We start from the raw sequence: 14,885 nt of genomic DNA, 5'->3' as shown, positions 1-14,885 counted from the left end.
CTTTTAAATTGATCTTGTTCTCTATATCTTAAAGGGTCTTCCGATTTTAGATTTTAGATTTTAGATTTTAGATTGAGCCCACGGCTGATGGTTGCTGGGGATATTGTCGGGGGCGATCGGGAAATCAGTGCAAATCCTAAAAAATCACTTTAATCAAGATATTTATAAATTTTCCGGTTTCCCAATGTTTAGTGGCGTGGATATTTATGTAGGTTGTCACTTCACTCAAGATAAAAAACATTTATGAGCCCAACTACTCGGACAATTAATTACACTAAATGGGGCTTTATTTTAGGTACTCCTATTGCTTTTTTTGCATTTGTTGCTACGGCTGCTACCGTTCCAGAATTTAGATGTAGTATAGATAAAACTGCCGCTCTATGTTCGGAACAACGACAAAATATTGAACTGTATACACAAAGTGAAGCGGGAGAATATTTAGCTGATGTAAAAATTATATTCACCGCTAAAGGTCCACCAGAAACTCAGTATACCGATAATAATGGTTATGTCAAAGTCAGGATTCCCACCAAAGGAGATGTTCGTGTTAATTTGAGTAAGGTAGGTTATCCAACTCAAAATTTTACTATCAACCTCGAAAACGATCAAAGCATAACCAGAATTATTCGATTCACCAAATCTGGTCAACCAATAATTGAGGCTTCATCTCCAACTTCACAATCTCCATCTTCACTTCCATCTCCATCTTCATCTTCATCTCCTTCTTCCGTGCCTCCAACACCTACTGCTACAACTACCGAAGTTAAATGCGAAGATGTGTCTAGGAATGGTAACAATGACTATGACTATGATAACCTAATTAGTGTTGCTAAGCGCACTGAACAACCGAGTAGTTATTTTCAACTTTCGGCATCGAGACCCAAATCTTTTGCCTGTAAAATCATCAACAACTCAGGTGAAATAAAACTAGCTTATGGTTTACCTGACAACTCTAATTTAACTCGTGTATCTGTCAAAATTTACGTGGATGGTATTATCCGAAAAGATTTGGTTTTTGGTCGAGGTCAGGCCATACGTGAGTCACTAGATATTAAAGGTGCATCGGGATATACTATCAATTTTGAAGTTGTCCCCAAAAATGCAGAATTTTCAGGTGATGTCTATAATCTGTTGCCTAAGCCATGAGTGAATCTAGCCTTTAATCTGTCTTAAATATCTCCCTTATTTCTTAGTCCGCGCAGGCGGACTTTGTTTGTATAGTAGCGGTTTCAACCGCCGACTAATCAAGGAAGCAATGAACCCGAATCTGATGCGAGTGCGTTTACGTTAGAATAAATTCAGCAAAAGCATTAGAGAGTTATCTATGACCGCTAAATTAATACACGACAAATCAGTATCTAAAATTGCCGAAAAATACCGACAAGAAGGCTATACAGTATTGGTTGACCCTGAACCCGAACAGATCCCTTTCGATTTAGGGACATATCGTCCAAATTTGATTGTAAAAAAGAACGAAGCCGAAGGTTACATAATCGAATTCAAACGTTCTGCCAGACAAACATCCATAGACAGGTTGAAAGAAATTGCTGAAATAGTCTCTAAAAATACAGGCTGGCGTTTCTTGTTAATTACTGAAGATGCTTTACTGAAAGACGAAGACAATGAAGTCAATCTATTATCTTGGGAACAATTTTTTAGTAGAAAAATACAGGGTGAACGTCTAATTTCATTAGGAGAAAATGAAGGCTCGTTTTTATCACTTTGGGGAACAATTGAAGCACTACTGCGTAGACGAGCTGAGGAAGTTACTATTCCCATTGAAAGATTTCCAACTGTATCTCTGATCAAACATATGTATTCCCAAGGAGAAATTTCAATCGAAGAGTACGATCGAGCAATGCTACTTTTAAGCGTAAGAAACCGATTTATTCATGGATTTGAAGCGCCCGAAGCCAATGAGTCTGTATCTGAATTGCTCGCCCTTGTCAATGAATTAATCAGTTTATGGGCACCACAGTTATCTCAGTCCTAAAAGGTTTGGCAATAAGTCCTGAGTTTTTTTGGTGACAGCATTCGATGGAAAATCTAAAATTGCAGAAAAACTTAATATTTCCACAAGCAGCTTTTCAACGATTTTGGCGATCGACTTCGGGGAAAATCGGCTTAATTTTGACTGTAGCGCTGACGATCGCGGCACTGTTGGCCACCCTACTTTCCCCTTACGATTCGGCGGTCGATCGAGATTATTTGTCGCGCTTAGTGGCTCCTAGCGCTAAACATTGGTTTGGCACCGACAGTTTGGGGCGAGATTTGTTGGTGCGGGTGTGGCACGGATTGGGAATATCTTTACTCGTCAGCCTGGTTTCTGTGGGTGCGGGTTTAATTGTGGGAACGCTTTTGGGGCTGGTGGCCGGGTATTTTCGGGGGTTGCTGGAAATGGCGATCGGCACTTTGGCGGATATTTTGTTAGCTTTTCCTTCGATTTTACTGGCGATCGGCGTTGTTACCGTCACCGGGCCGAGCCTGCAAAGCGTAATTATCGCCGTCAGCCTCGTGCAAATTCCAATTTACATCCGCTTAACTCGCAGTATGGTGCTGTCTCTGCGGGAACAAGAATTTGTTTTGGCTGTCAAGGCCTTGGGCGCCAGCGACTTACGGATTATTTTTCGCCACATTTTGCCGGGAAGTCTCGCGCCTCTAGTTGTACAAGCAACTCTTTCGACTGGTACCGCGACACTAGAAGCAGCCGGTTTGGGTTTTTTGGGTTTGGGCGCACAGCCGCCGGTTCCTGAGTTGGGGACAATGCTTTCTGATGCTTTTAAGGGCGGATACGCTCTTTCCTCTCCTTGGACTATTTTGTTTCCCGGTTTGCTGATTACCTTGACTGTTCTTGGTTTCAACCTTTTGGGGGATGGCCTGCGAGACGTTTTAGACCCCAGAGGGAATTAGAGGGGAAGTGGGGGAATTTATATTTTTGCGTTTTGCCTTCTGCCTTTTACCTTCTGCCTTCTGCCCTCTGCGCCCTCTGCGCCCTCTGCGGTTCATCCCCTCTTCCTTCCTCCTCCCTCTAAAATCTAAAATCTAAAATCTAAAATCTAAAATCGACCGACTTGACTGCTGTCACGATCTACGCGAAACTTTACATACAACTGATGTATTGCTTCTACATATTAATAAGTTCTGTTAAGTTGTGACTCAAAACCTATCAATTCGTCAAAATTGATATAGCGCTTTGTCAGTCAGCCAACTCTCAAGAAGCTACTTCAGGAGGCATCGTCCCTGGCTTGCTGGTGTCGGTGTCTGTTCTCAATATTCCTATTCAGTCAGCCCGCATTATGGAAACACTAGAGTTTGTGATCTATCCAGATGGCCGCGTACAGGAAACCGTCACCGGCATTGTCGGTGCTTCCTGTGCTGAGGTAACGGCTGCAATTGAAGCTCAGCTCGGCGTGGTGCTTCACCAAGAGTCAACATCTGAATATTTCGCGCAAGCGCTGCATCAGTCAGCCGAAGCGACGGCCCAAGTGGCTTTTAGCGATTGGTAATTTTTTTTGTTGAGTTCACTTAAATTTTTTTGGAATCACCATGTCACACTTTAGCCAAATTAAGACCCAGATCCGCAATTTGAATTCTTTGGAAGCTGCTTTAACTGACTTGGGTATCGACTGGAAGTCGGGCCCAACTGAGGTGCGCGGCTATCGCGGCCTAACCAGCACCGCTGAGGTTGTCATTGAGCAAAAAAACGGCTACGACGTAGGTTTTAGCTGGAACGGGACTGAGTATGAATTGGTGGCTGACTTGCAGTTTTGGCAGCAAGCTTGGTCTGTAGACCGTTTTCTGAATAAGGTGACTCAGCGCTACGCTTACCATACTGTGGTGAATGAAAGCGCTAAGCAGGGTTTCCAAATTTCTGAGCAAAAGCAAAATCAAGACGGTTCGCTCCGCTTGGTGGTGCAACGCTGGTGCGCTTAATAATTTTTCGAGATTTTTGCAATCTTGTCTCATCAAAGTCCGCCTGCGCGGACTTATTTACTATTGTGGGGGTCTAAATGTCTGAGCTTTCTGGACTCGGAATAGATACAGCAATCGATCGCTCTGGTTTAGAGCCGGAGTTGGGGGGATTTTTGCGGGATGCGCCCGATCGCTCTGGTTTGGAACCGGAGTTGGGCGGCGTGTTGCGCCAAAAAGGGGTCTATGTTGATGAGATTACCTGCATTGGCTGCAAGCACTGCGCTCACGTTGCTCGCAATACTTTTTATATTGAACCGGATTACGGTCGATCGCGCGTAGTTCGACAAGACGGGGATTCTGAAGAGTTGATTGCTGAGGCGATCGACACTTGTCCGGTGAATTGCATTCACTGGGTTGATTACACCGAACTCAAGAATCTGGAAGAAGAACGCAAGGATCAGGTGATTCCTGTAGTTGGTTTTCCGGTGGATATGGCGACAGTTAAGGCCGGTATTCGCCAGCGACAAAAGAATAAGTTGGGCGATCGTAAGTTCAAAGGTTGATTAACAGTAAGACTTTTTCTGACATTTGCTAACAATCACTTACATTTGCCTTCTGGTCTTCATGTCATATAGAATGAATTTAGCCACTCAGATGTAGGTGAAAAACCTTGGTAGTACGCAACCGCTATATAAATAAGTTGCCTCTACATTATCAAAGCAAATAATCAGATTGGCGTGGGGCTGTAAGCGATAACCAAGCTGAAGGCAAGAATATAAGTGCTTGTAGAAATTTCTACGGGCATCGGTTGATACGCCTTGGTTGAGATCTGATCTCAACTTATGTATTTGTTAGCAAATGTTAGCAAAAAAGTATCGGTAGCCATTGAAATCCCCAATTCCCATCCACAGCTTGAAACCTGTGGCTCAAACAACAAAAACAGCCCGCGCGGGCTGTTTTTATACAAAATATAACTTTCACGTTTTCGATCTCTTAGTCCGCGAAGGCGGACTTTGTTTGTGTAGAAGCGGTTTCAACCGCCGAGTGATGCCTCGCAGATTATTTCAAAGGATGGTGCTCAGCGAGAATTTTCTCAACTCTAGCTTCGTCGATTCTGGCAGTTAATGTTGATGCCTCGTTGTTATCGCGAATGGTTTTTGCTAAAGTAAAAGAGGAGCCGACTGAAAAAGTTAAACCCATACCCATAAAAGCTTTTTGCCAGGGGTCTACCTGTAAATAAATGATACCTACAGTAGTGGCCGAAAGGGCAACAATAAAAGAAACCCAGCACTGAAGTATCCAAGCATTAGTATCTTTTTGGCGTATGATTTGTTTCTGCATAGTGCCTCTAAGTCAAATATATCTTTTGGTTGATTAACTTAAAGCATAGAGAGTGCGACTGAAGCGGTCAGGAGAGCAGGGGACAGTTTCGATAAGTGAACAGTGCGATCGGGCTTTTGACTAAAAATTAGAACGCTGTAGATAGGGTTTAAGGCTCTCGAAAGACTGGGTGGGAGTAGACAGTTGGGAAACTGGACTAAGGGAGATTGATTTAGTAGGATTCGTTTTGTTAATTACTAGGGTCGGCGTCTATGGTTTGCTGCTGTATTTGTTGTAGCAAAGTTTGATAACGATGTCGTTCTTGTTCAAGTTGGGCGATCGATTCTTCTGCACGCTGCCGTTGTTGTTCAGCTTGGGTAGGATGCTGGCAAACAAGATTTCTAGATTTTCTTTAATAGTGACAATCCATCGGAATTGTTTGGTGTTGTCTGCCATTGGTTCTGCGTCGCGATCGGGGTAGATGATTTTTGATACAGTTTCGGCGGGTAGTTGTTGTACCATAACTGTTGATGGATTGGGGATGCTGATTTTAGTATAGTTTTTGAGGGTGGGATGGGTGAGCGGGCGATCGCCTTCTCGTTTCCTCTCCCAAGGAAAAGCGATCGCATCAATTCTCTATTCCAAGTAGTTCTATACTGTTTGAATATTACTGAATTCTGCCAAGACGACCTGTATTTGTGCCATCACTTGCGTTAATCATTATGTCAGCCGAACTCGGTTTATTACCAGAGAACTTGGGTAATCTATCTGCGCCTTCAACACTGTCAACTATTTCCTCTGGAGAGATTGTTTCTATATTTTTTATGGCTAAAACCTGCTCGTAAATTTCTAGAAAAGCTTTTATTATCTTTTCAGTTTTAACCTCAAAGTTCAAAGCGTCAAACTCTTCCTTAGAGATGAGAATTTTTAGGATTTCTAGAGATACTTCTAGTTGGTTCATAATGTGTGGTTAGGTTAAGTTAACTTGTATTCTAACTCAGAAAAAGTCAGTTTTTATATTTTAGGCAAATCTCTTTAATATTCTGATAAGGGTTGCGAGCTTTTACGTTACTTTCTAAATAATCATAAAGTAAATTACAGCTCTTTCTTAAAAGAGCATCTGGAGTTATTTGAGATGAGGAAGTTTCAGACGGTTCTAAACTCCATATTGTGATAGTTCTGTCGCCACTTACGGTAACAATACTTTTACTATCAAGACTAAAGTTGAAGTCAGCAACTATATCTTTATGACGCCCTATTATATAGCGTTTGCATCGGGTGCTTGGCGAATTTTATTATTTCCTTGAACGGGATACCTGAGTAAATCTCCGGCAACGAAGACTTCGGGGTTGTTGGCAAACAAGATTTCTAGATTTTCTTTAACCGTGACAATCCAGCGGAATTGTTTGGTATTGCCTGCTATTGGTTCTCCGTCGCTGTCTGGGTAGATGATTTCTGGTTTGGTTTCAGGGGTGAGTTGTTGTACCATGCTGTTTGATGGTTGGGGTGCTGGTTTTAGTATAGCTTTTGAGGGTTGCAGGGGTTGGAGGGGCGATCGCCCTCTCCAACCTCTCCCAAGGAAAAGCGATCGCATCAATTCTTTATGCCAAGTAGTTCTATACTGTTTGAATATTACTAAAATGAGCCCCTAACAGGACCTGTATTTGTGCCATCCAGGGAGCTAATCATTCTTGTCTTATCAGAACTAGATTGATTACCAAATAATTTGCCGAATATATCTGCGCCTTCAACAATGTTAACTATTTCCTCTTTAAATATTGTTTCTCCATTTGTTAGGGCTAAAACCTGAGCGTAAATTTCTCCAAAAGCTGCTATTATATTTTCATTTTTTTCCTCAAAGTTCAAACCGTCAAACTCTTCCTTAGAGATGAGAATTTTTAGGATTTCTAGAGATAGTTCTAGTGGGTTCATAATGTGTTGTTAGGTTAATTTAACTTGTATTCTAACTCAGAAAGAGTCAGTTTTTATATTTTAGGCACATCTCTTTAATATTCTGATAATGGTTGCGAACTTTTACGTTACTTTCTAAATAATCATAAAGTAAATTACAGCTCTTTCTTAAAAGAGCATCTGGAGTTATTTGAGATGAGGAAGTTTCAGACGGTTCTAAACTCCATATTCTGATAGTTCTGTCGCCACTTGCGGTAACAATACTTTTACTGTCCAGACTAAAGTTGAAGTCAGAAACTATGTCTTTATGACGGCCTATTATATAGCGTTCTTGAGTACCTTGAGTGGTCGTCCAAATTCGTACTGTTGAATCTACTCCGTTACTAGCAGCAATCAATTTATCTTTCGGGCTAAATCTTACCAGGTAAGGTTTTTGCACTCTAGCAAATTCTTTTGTATGAAAATTTTTAGGGTCAGTTTTCCATTCCCAAAGCCTAAGCGTGTTATCGGAACTAGCAGAAAGAATAATCTTACTATTAGAACTAAAAGTGACATATCTAACAGCGGCAGTATGTCCTGAGAGCGTGGCAATAAAAGTACCATCTCTTTTCCAAACTTTGATTGTCCCATCATCGCTAGCAGAGGCAATTAGCTTACCATCAGGGCTAAATTCCGCGCCCCAAATTCGGGTTTGATGTGCGCGAATAATCAGAGATTCTACCAGGGTATTCGGTGAGTTTGGAGTGATTGGCCACAGCCTCACAGTACCATCGCTACTAGCAGAAAGAATAATTTTACTATCAGGAGCGAAGTTTACTGAATTAATGTCCTTAGTATGACCTGAAAAACTACGAATGAACTTCCCTTCTTTATTCCATAACTTTACTATTCTATCTTTACCTGCTGAGGCAATATACTTTCCATCAGGGCTAAAGCTTACTGCCCATATTGTATCATTATGTTTCATAACATTAGGAGTTTTTAAAGGAGTGCCATTCAGCCCCCACATTCTAAGTGTGCGATCGGAGCTTGCAGAAACAATTTTTGGTTCTATAGGGCTTAAACTTACACCATTAACCGAGCCGGTGTGACCCTCTATCCTATTTCTTTCCTGTACCCTATCAAGAATAGCTTTAATGCGAGTTAGTTCGCGAGTATTCTCTGGAGCTGTATCTTTTAATTTTTTGATATCTTGTACGCTTGCTATCAAAGCATCAAGCTGCTCACCCGCATCAAAGAGGCGTTCGGATGTTGAGATTGAGTCTTTAATAGCACCAATAGCAACTAATTTGTTGAGTTTAGCTTGCTGTTTATACCGCTGGCCAATAAACCAAAATCCACAAGTAAAAACGGTAAGCATTCCAACAGTGATCGCTAACCTCGTTCTGTGCTTTTGAACTCTTACTCTAGCTTCTGCTTCTCTCGTTCTTGCCGCTTCTGCATTCACTTTGTCTTCGGCCGCGAGCGCTCTTTCCATCTGAGCTATAGTTTTAGCTCTTTCCTCTTCAGCTCTTGCTGCTTCGACTTTAGCGTTAGCTTCGGCAAGTTCTCGCAGTTGCCGCTCTTGTTCTAATTGAGCTTGAATCTCCCGATCGCGCCTACCCACACTCTTCCGCAAAAACTCCCTCTCATCCTCAGTCAAATTCCGCTGTACCCTCTTCTCCCACTCCTCAACCTCCGCCAATCGCGCACCCGTCAACAACGCATCATCAGACTTACCATACGTTTCTTCCCACTCCCGACAAGCTACCTCTAAGCGCCGAGAAATCCGAATATTCTCCTGATCCTCTTCAATCCAATCACTCAGTAACTTCCAGCGACACAACAGAGCTTCATGGGCCACTTCCACCGTGTTTTCATCCACAATAATTAAACGCTGCTGCGCCCCAGCCAACAACCCAATTACCCGCTCTAACTGCTCTGGAGAATCCGCGATCGCCCTTAGTCTATCCCAATCAACCCGGCGGCGCGTTACCTCATTACCTTCACCCAACTGCACCAATTCCATAAACAGTTTGCGTACAAAAATGCGATCGCCCTCACTAAGACTTTGGTAGATCACATTAGCTCGATTTTCCAAAGCCCCTTGAACACCGCCAATTTCTTCATAGCCTTTTTTCGTCAGTAACGGCTCTGGTGATTCGGGTTTTTCTATGCAGACTCGCCACAACTCCTTCAAAGCATATTGTAACAACGGTAATGCTCCCGGTTGACCGGCAACATCTTGGGCAATTTGGGATACTAACCCCCGTTCAAATTTTACCCCGTGCAGTTCGGCTGGTTTCTCGATCGCCTCTGGCAACTCTTCAATCCCTAGCGACTTGACAATATAAGTTGTAGTCGGAATGTGATTGATCAAATTTAAAACTTCTGGATAATTACCGCAGCGAATTAAAAAATCTCCACGAAGTGCAATAATCATCCGGCTCTTTCGCTCAGAATCCTTCATCTCCTCTGCAATCAGGCGGATAAAACCCTGTCGCTCGGCTTCATCTTCACAGAGAGTAAATATCTCCTCAAACTGATCTATAAAAATTACAAAAAGCTGATTCTGCTCTCGATGTCGAGCTAGAATATCCACCAGTTTTCCGAGGGGGTGCTTACCAGGGGTAAAAGATTCAACGGGCCACTTACTGCTACCAGGAATTCTATCCCGACTTAACTGTGGCAGCAATCCCGCTTTTATTAAAGAAGATTTGCCAGAACCAGAATAGCCGATAACAGATAGAAAACGGCTATTTGTCAGGTGAGTAATCAGCGTCCGAACTGCTTCCTCCCGCCCACAAAAATACTTCTCTTGTTCAGCTTCAAAAGCATAGAGTCCCAGATAGGGATTTTCGCGATCGAAATTAATTTCAGTAGCCGAAGTCTCTAGTTGCGGATACGTTACCAGAGTAATGCAGCGGCCCCAGCCCATACGAATCGCTTCTTGCCCCCACTGAGTGCCCTTAAGTTCATTGCTGATATAATCAAATAGGCGATCGCCACTGACCTGCCCATTTCTACTAGCATTTTCCGAGGCCAAACCCTTCAGCAAAGCTCCTGTAAAAATGGCGTGTGCTTCCCCCGCCAAAGCTTTTACAGTCTCAAAACTCCGGCAAGCCGTAATTAAATAATAATCCTTTTGTGTACTGAAAGCGGTTAAAGTTTGTTGCACTAGCTGACTTTCAAGAAAATATCCACTATGACAGCAGTCCAACAACATTACCAAACTGCTCATATCCGACTTTTTAATTAGCCGATTGAGGCTTGACAAATCAATCCCGTGTTTATAATTGACCACCTGTCTTCCCACCATTTCCACCTGACAGTCGGAAGTAGCCAATGCTCCTTTTTGCTCCCCCAAGTTATCAAAAAAAGTCAGACCGTGACCGGCAAAATAAATCAGTACATCACTTTTCGTACCTCGTTCCAAGAGCAAATTTTGCAGAGCTTCGCATACCTCATCAGCAGAAACACTTTTTTGCTGTGCTACTTCAAAACGCTGGCTCTCAGCGTTCCAGCGATGTGGCAGCCGAGTAACAGTATACTGACCATATTCCTCTAATACCCGTGCAACAACTTCAGCATCAGTAGCCGCTTTAGAGAGGGGTTTGAGGTTGGAGCTTTGATACTGAGCAATACCAATAACAAGGGCGTAACGAGCCATTTAGTTCAACCTGGATTTAAAAAAATACTGCCTTAGTTGACACGCACCCTGAATTGCTGTTTTAATTCTATCGCTAGAATAACTCAACTTTTCGGAAGCCAGCTCGATCTTTAAGCAAACTCTACACAAACTTAACAAAAGGTAACATTATGTCAGAATTACAGCGTTTCGCTTTTAAAGCAGATGGTGAAGTATACGAAGTCACAATGGACGAAGCTGCAACCTCACAGGAGGATAGTCCTTATGACGAAGAGAGGGACGTGCGAAGCGATGCGATTAACCGGATGCAGCAAGCTCGCGTGCTAATTCGCAGTTATGCTATGTATGCTGTCACGGCTTTTAAAGATTTTGGTGCGGCTGAGGTTGAAGAACTAACACTGAAATTTGGTATCAAAATGGGTGGCAAAGCTGGCATCCCCTACATTACTGAAGGTTCAGCAGAAGGCAACTTAGAAATTGAGGTAAAGTGCAAGTTTCCTAAATCTGCTGCAAGCGAAAAGTCTTAAACCGTTCTTAATCCTTAATCGCAGCTAATTAAGTAAACCCACCTAACAACACAGAATACGCACTTTCTCTTAGTCCGCGCAGGCGGACTTCGTTTGACAAGGAGCGGTTTCAACCGCCGAGTGATGCGCTCATTCAATACGGCAGATACCCGACTTCTTCAAGAAATCGGGTATCTAAAGGGACTACTTATCTACTTATTTTTTTGCTGAGTCTTCGCTTGTTCGATCGCAATTTCCCTGACTGCTTGCAAAGAACTCAAATTCGATGAACCCTCAATCGCCTTCACCGCCAAATCTTGAACCTGTTTCAAAGCAGAATCCAGTTGTTTCGACAAGCTAGCAAGGCGCGCATCTTGATTTTGAATTGTCTGCAACATCCCTTGAATTTGCAGTTCATAATTTTGCTTTTGCCCTTCGATATCTTTAGCAGACAAATCAGCCTTAACTTTAGCTTGGTAATTGCCAATATTGCGGCCGTTATCTTTCCCGTTCTTGATATTAGCTTCCAGTTCTTTCGGGAAAGCTTCTACCTTAGCTTTAACCTCAGCATAAAGTTTTTCCCGTTCCGAAATAGATTTTTCGCGTTCCGCCCACTGTTTCTCCTGTTCTTGCTGAAACTCTTCGATTTCTTGATACAGCCTTTTCTGGCGCTGTTCGTATTCTTCGATGTCCAGATTTCGCTGAAGATTCAAATCATAATCATACAACTCTTCATCCCGATCGCGAGCTTTTTGGTGATTCTCATTGCGTTCTTTAACAGCCAACTTTTGCAGTTCCTGTTCTTTTTCCCAAGCTTGCCGGCGTTCCAACAATTCCTGTTCAACAGTTTCGCGCTGTTCGCTGAGTTCGCCAGCAAAAGTTTTCGCGCTTTCTTCGTACTGTTGAATTAAATTGTCCAGCGTATCTTCTGCAACATCTTCTAAACTGTGCAACTCTTGCAGTTGTTGAATTTCCTCGCCCACAGTGCGCCGCAATTCTTCGAGTTTAGCAGCTTCGGAAGTTAATTTCTCCGACAACTCGCTGACAGCACCACCAAAGCCAAATTGCAGCAAAATCAAATTGTCGATTGTAGACTGCATTTTTTGTGGATTTTGAGTTAAAGCCATTGGTTTTTGTGCCTCCACAATAGGTTTTTCGGGGGCTGCTGTTTGCTTTTGGGAAGCGTTTAGCTGTTGGATTTGCGATTCTAACAGCGCTTTTTCTTGCGCTGCTTCCTTGTACGCTTCTAAAATTTCAGCCTTGGTGCTTTTGTCGCTAACTCTTTTGTTCATGACTTTTCATTCCTTAATTGTTGGGAAAATTTCTGTCATTTTTTCGTAAGGTGTGTATTGCACACCTTACTGGGTTTTAAGCTTTGCTGGCAAAAGCTTTCATTGCCAAGTCTTGCGCTTGCTTCATAGTCGCTTGGAGTTGCGCGGAAATTTCGGCAATTTGTTCGGTTTGTCGCTCAATAGTCTGCTGCAAAGATTGCGCTTTCAATTCATATCCTTGCTTAGTGCTTTCCCATTCTTTCTCCACTAAATCTGCCTTGACTTTAGCTTCGCGGGAAACTTCTTGAATAGATTCTTCTTTGGCTTTGACATAAGCCTGTTTCAGTTCTTCTTCAAATCCAGCGGCTTTCTTTTGATTCTCTTCAAACTCAGCTTGATTGTCACTCAGGACTTGTTCGCGTTCTACCCAGTTTTTCTCTTTTTCGCGAGTAGATTGTTGCAATTCCCGTTCTAGTTTGCGTTTTGTTTCTTCGTATTCGTCAGTTTCGACTTTGCGGGTGCGTTCTAATTCGTAGTGATAATCTGCTGTTTCCCGCTGGTGTTCTTTTGTTGTTAGTGCAATTTGTTCTTGAATTGCTATGTCAAACTCTTGCTGTTCTTTTTCCCAAATCTTGCGTTTTTGGGTCGTGTCTTTTTCGATAAGTTCGCGCTGGTTGGCGCTGTTTTGTTCGAGCAGAGTAAATTTTTCTCGGTGCTCTTGAGTTAAAATGTGGAGGGCGTCTGCTACAACTCTGATTTGCTGCAACTCTTGCAATTGTTCTGCTTCAATTTCGATCGCGCGTTTTAATTCGTCTAATTTTGAAGATTCGGCCTTGAGTTTTTCCGAAAGTCCGCTGGTGATGCTGCCGAAATCTAATTGCAAGTCTGCCAAGCCTTTGACGATGCTGTCAATTGTGTAGGTGGAAGCGACTTCGAGGAGTTGTTTATTTTTGGCTTTTTCGGCTGACTCTTCTTTGGTTTCGACTTTGGATTCGATCTTTTTTTTGTCTGCTAAAATCTGCTGAAAGTTTTGCAAAATTTGGGTTTTGCTATCCTTGGCAGTTGCTACTGTCATAATTGTTTCTTCTCCTGATTCTAAGTTTTCGAGATTTTTTAGTGAAACGTTTTCAGTTATTCAAAGTTGCGGAGTTGGCTGAGAATAGCTTGGTATTTTCTGGCTGCGTCGGGTTTTTCTTCGGGATTGGCGCTGGCTAGAGTTCTGAGAATTTTCCAGCAGCGATCGCACCGATTTCCTTGCCAGCAGCCGCACTCATCAATTATACTTAAAAGTGTGCCTTTTAGCAGTTGATTTTCGGCTAACAAAGCTCGGTAATTCCGCTGGACGGATTCGGCAACTAAAGTCATGTGTTGGAAGTCTTGGGTGAGACTTTCGATGTCGTTAACTGCGTCTGCCCGAATTTGGTCTAGCAGCTCAAGATTCTCTTTCAAACGGCTTTCTTGCAGGTTTGGTTTGGTTTTCAGCTTGGTTAATTTCTTCATTTCACTCTGTTGTAACAGTTATGGTAAAGGCGCGATTAAATCGCGCCTTTACAACAGAATTAGAACAAGTCAGCAGTTAATTGGTCTTCGGCTGGCGGTAGCGACATAGCGCCGTTGGAATTCAAAGCAATAGCATCGCTTTCACCGCCAGCGTGAGCAGCCATCAAGGAGGCAACTTGCTGCGCCGGCAGGTTATCTAAACACACCATTGCTTTTGTTCCTTCTAAGTCAATCATCCGCGATTGATTGCTAGAATCTGACAAAACTGCTGCGGCTTGGTCGATAACCGCCCAATCTTTCCGCTCGTTCCAAGACCATTTCAAGCTGTAGTAGTTGATCGGTTTTACTACTCCGCTGTCGTCTGGTTTCTGGCCGGAATGTTTGACAAATTCGGGAATAAAAATCCCGGTTGCAGGCTCTACGCCGCGAGATTGAACTGATGCTACCAAGCGGTTAAAATCGTTCAAGCTGCGGTTTTTGATGTAGGTCACCATGACAACTCCTTGCGGCAGTTCGCCGGTTTCTGCGACAAACCACAGTTGACCCCAAAGTGTGTGGGAAGTTTGACCGAGGGAACCGAAGAATTTGGAGAATTTGAGGATTGTCATGGAACACTTGGAACCGTAGTCTGTATCGCCGATCGTCCACTGGCCGCTTTGGCAATTGTTACGTACTGCGATCGGGATTTCCGGTACTAGCAAAGCATTGCTCGGTTTGGCACCAAATACTGAAAATGTAGGTCTTTCTTGTGTTTTAGTCATTGTTCGTTTTTCCTTAGTTATTGATTTATGTTCTGACAATTAGGAATCGGTAATTGGGAATTGGGAACTCACAACA

15 protein-coding genes and 2 pseudogenes are annotated in these 14,885 nt (G+C 42.9%); 7 read left to right on the top strand and 10 right to left on the bottom strand.

The features are described from left to right. Nucleotides 1–243: 243 nt before the first annotated feature. The 6 genes from QT990_RS09300 to QT990_RS09275 all read left to right on the top strand — a co-directional run bounded on the left by QT990_RS09300 (nucleotide 244) and on the right by QT990_RS09275 (nucleotide 4,475). Nucleotides 244–1,146, top strand: coding sequence for a hypothetical protein (locus tag QT990_RS09300; protein ID WP_333139948.1), 903 nt, complete (start codon nucleotides 244–246; stop codon nucleotides 1,144–1,146). Between the two features lie 178 nt (nucleotides 1,147–1,324). After that, nucleotides 1,325–1,993: a hypothetical protein gene (locus QT990_RS09295; protein ID WP_333139950.1), complete on the top strand. Its 669-nt coding sequence runs from the start codon at nucleotides 1,325–1,327 to the stop codon at nucleotides 1,991–1,993. 44 nt (nucleotides 1,994–2,037) lie between these two features. Continuing rightward, nucleotides 2,038–2,910, top strand: coding sequence for an ABC transporter permease (locus tag QT990_RS09290; RefSeq protein WP_333305729.1), 873 nt, complete (start codon nucleotides 2,038–2,040; stop codon nucleotides 2,908–2,910). 386 nt (nucleotides 2,911–3,296) lie between these two features. Next, nucleotides 3,297–3,506 carry a DUF2997 domain-containing protein gene (locus tag QT990_RS09285; RefSeq protein ID WP_333140087.1) on the top strand — a complete coding sequence of 70 codons (210 nt, stop codon included), beginning with the start codon at nucleotides 3,297–3,299 and terminating at the stop codon, nucleotides 3,504–3,506. 40 nt (nucleotides 3,507–3,546) lie between these two features. Then, on the top strand, nucleotides 3,547–3,933 hold the full coding sequence (locus tag QT990_RS09280) for a DUF1257 domain-containing protein (RefSeq protein ID WP_242716193.1): 387 nt from the start codon (nucleotides 3,547–3,549) through the stop codon (nucleotides 3,931–3,933). Nucleotides 3,934–4,010: 77 nt separating this feature from the next. Then, nucleotides 4,011–4,475, top strand: a complete 465-nt coding sequence (locus QT990_RS09275; RefSeq protein ID WP_333139955.1) for a ferredoxin — start codon at nucleotides 4,011–4,013, stop codon at nucleotides 4,473–4,475. 496 nt (nucleotides 4,476–4,971) lie between these two features. On the opposite strand, the gene QT990_RS09270 is transcribed toward QT990_RS09275, so the two are convergent. The 6 genes and pseudogenes from QT990_RS09270 to QT990_RS09245 all read right to left on the bottom strand — a co-directional run bounded on the left by QT990_RS09270 (nucleotide 4,972) and on the right by QT990_RS09245 (nucleotide 10,792). Next, nucleotides 4,972–5,253, bottom strand: coding sequence for a YiaA/YiaB family inner membrane protein (locus tag QT990_RS09270; RefSeq protein WP_333289473.1), 282 nt, complete (start codon nucleotides 5,251–5,253; stop codon nucleotides 4,972–4,974). Nucleotides 5,254–5,616: 363 nt separating this feature from the next. Continuing rightward, nucleotides 5,617–5,754: pseudogene (locus QT990_RS09265) on the bottom strand (Uma2 family endonuclease); the annotation flags it as partial. A 145-nt stretch (nucleotides 5,755–5,899) separates the two neighbouring features. Continuing rightward, the gene (locus QT990_RS09260; protein ID WP_333465168.1) at nucleotides 5,900–6,193 is read right to left on the bottom strand and encodes a hypothetical protein; all 294 of its coding nucleotides are present in this window, start codon (nucleotides 6,191–6,193) and stop codon (nucleotides 5,900–5,902) included. Between the two features lie 309 nt (nucleotides 6,194–6,502). After that, nucleotides 6,503–6,721, bottom strand: a pseudogene (locus QT990_RS09255) (Uma2 family endonuclease); the annotation flags it as partial. 146 nt (nucleotides 6,722–6,867) lie between these two features. Then, the gene (locus tag QT990_RS09250; protein ID WP_333465167.1) at nucleotides 6,868–7,164 is read right to left on the bottom strand and encodes a hypothetical protein; all 297 of its coding nucleotides are present in this window, start codon (nucleotides 7,162–7,164) and stop codon (nucleotides 6,868–6,870) included. A 46-nt stretch (nucleotides 7,165–7,210) separates the two neighbouring features. Further along, nucleotides 7,211–10,792: an nSTAND1 domain-containing NTPase gene (locus QT990_RS09245; RefSeq protein ID WP_333465166.1), complete on the bottom strand. Its 3,582-nt coding sequence runs from the start codon at nucleotides 10,790–10,792 to the stop codon at nucleotides 7,211–7,213. A 149-nt stretch (nucleotides 10,793–10,941) separates the two neighbouring features. Between QT990_RS09245 and QT990_RS09240 the strand changes: the two genes are divergently transcribed. Beyond that, complete coding sequence (locus QT990_RS09240; RefSeq protein ID WP_333465165.1) at nucleotides 10,942–11,298, top strand: CU044_2847 family protein; 357 nt, start codon at nucleotides 10,942–10,944, stop codon at nucleotides 11,296–11,298. A 191-nt stretch (nucleotides 11,299–11,489) separates the two neighbouring features. On the opposite strand, the gene QT990_RS09235 is transcribed toward QT990_RS09240, so the two are convergent. The 4 genes from QT990_RS09235 to QT990_RS09220 all read right to left on the bottom strand — a co-directional run bounded on the left by QT990_RS09235 (nucleotide 11,490) and on the right by QT990_RS09220 (nucleotide 14,809). Further along, nucleotides 11,490–12,569, bottom strand: a complete 1,080-nt coding sequence (locus tag QT990_RS09235; protein WP_333465164.1) for a hypothetical protein — start codon at nucleotides 12,567–12,569, stop codon at nucleotides 11,490–11,492. A 76-nt stretch (nucleotides 12,570–12,645) separates the two neighbouring features. Next, nucleotides 12,646–13,623, bottom strand: a complete 978-nt coding sequence (locus QT990_RS09230) for a hypothetical protein (protein WP_333465163.1) — start codon at nucleotides 13,621–13,623, stop codon at nucleotides 12,646–12,648. Nucleotides 13,624–13,679: 56 nt separating this feature from the next. Beyond that, complete coding sequence (locus tag QT990_RS09225) at nucleotides 13,680–14,048, bottom strand: hypothetical protein (RefSeq protein ID WP_333465162.1); 369 nt, start codon at nucleotides 14,046–14,048, stop codon at nucleotides 13,680–13,682. A 59-nt stretch (nucleotides 14,049–14,107) separates the two neighbouring features. Then, nucleotides 14,108–14,809, bottom strand: a complete 702-nt coding sequence (locus QT990_RS09220) for a hypothetical protein (RefSeq protein ID WP_333465161.1) — start codon at nucleotides 14,807–14,809, stop codon at nucleotides 14,108–14,110. Between the last annotated feature and the right edge of the window lie 76 nt (nucleotides 14,810–14,885).

It is taken from the genome of Microcoleus sp. T3_B1 (assembly GCF_036700445.1).
Classification (GTDB): domain Bacteria; phylum Cyanobacteriota; class Cyanobacteriia; order Cyanobacteriales; family Microcoleaceae; genus Microcoleus.
This window is presented reverse-complemented; position numbering and strand designations above follow the sequence as displayed.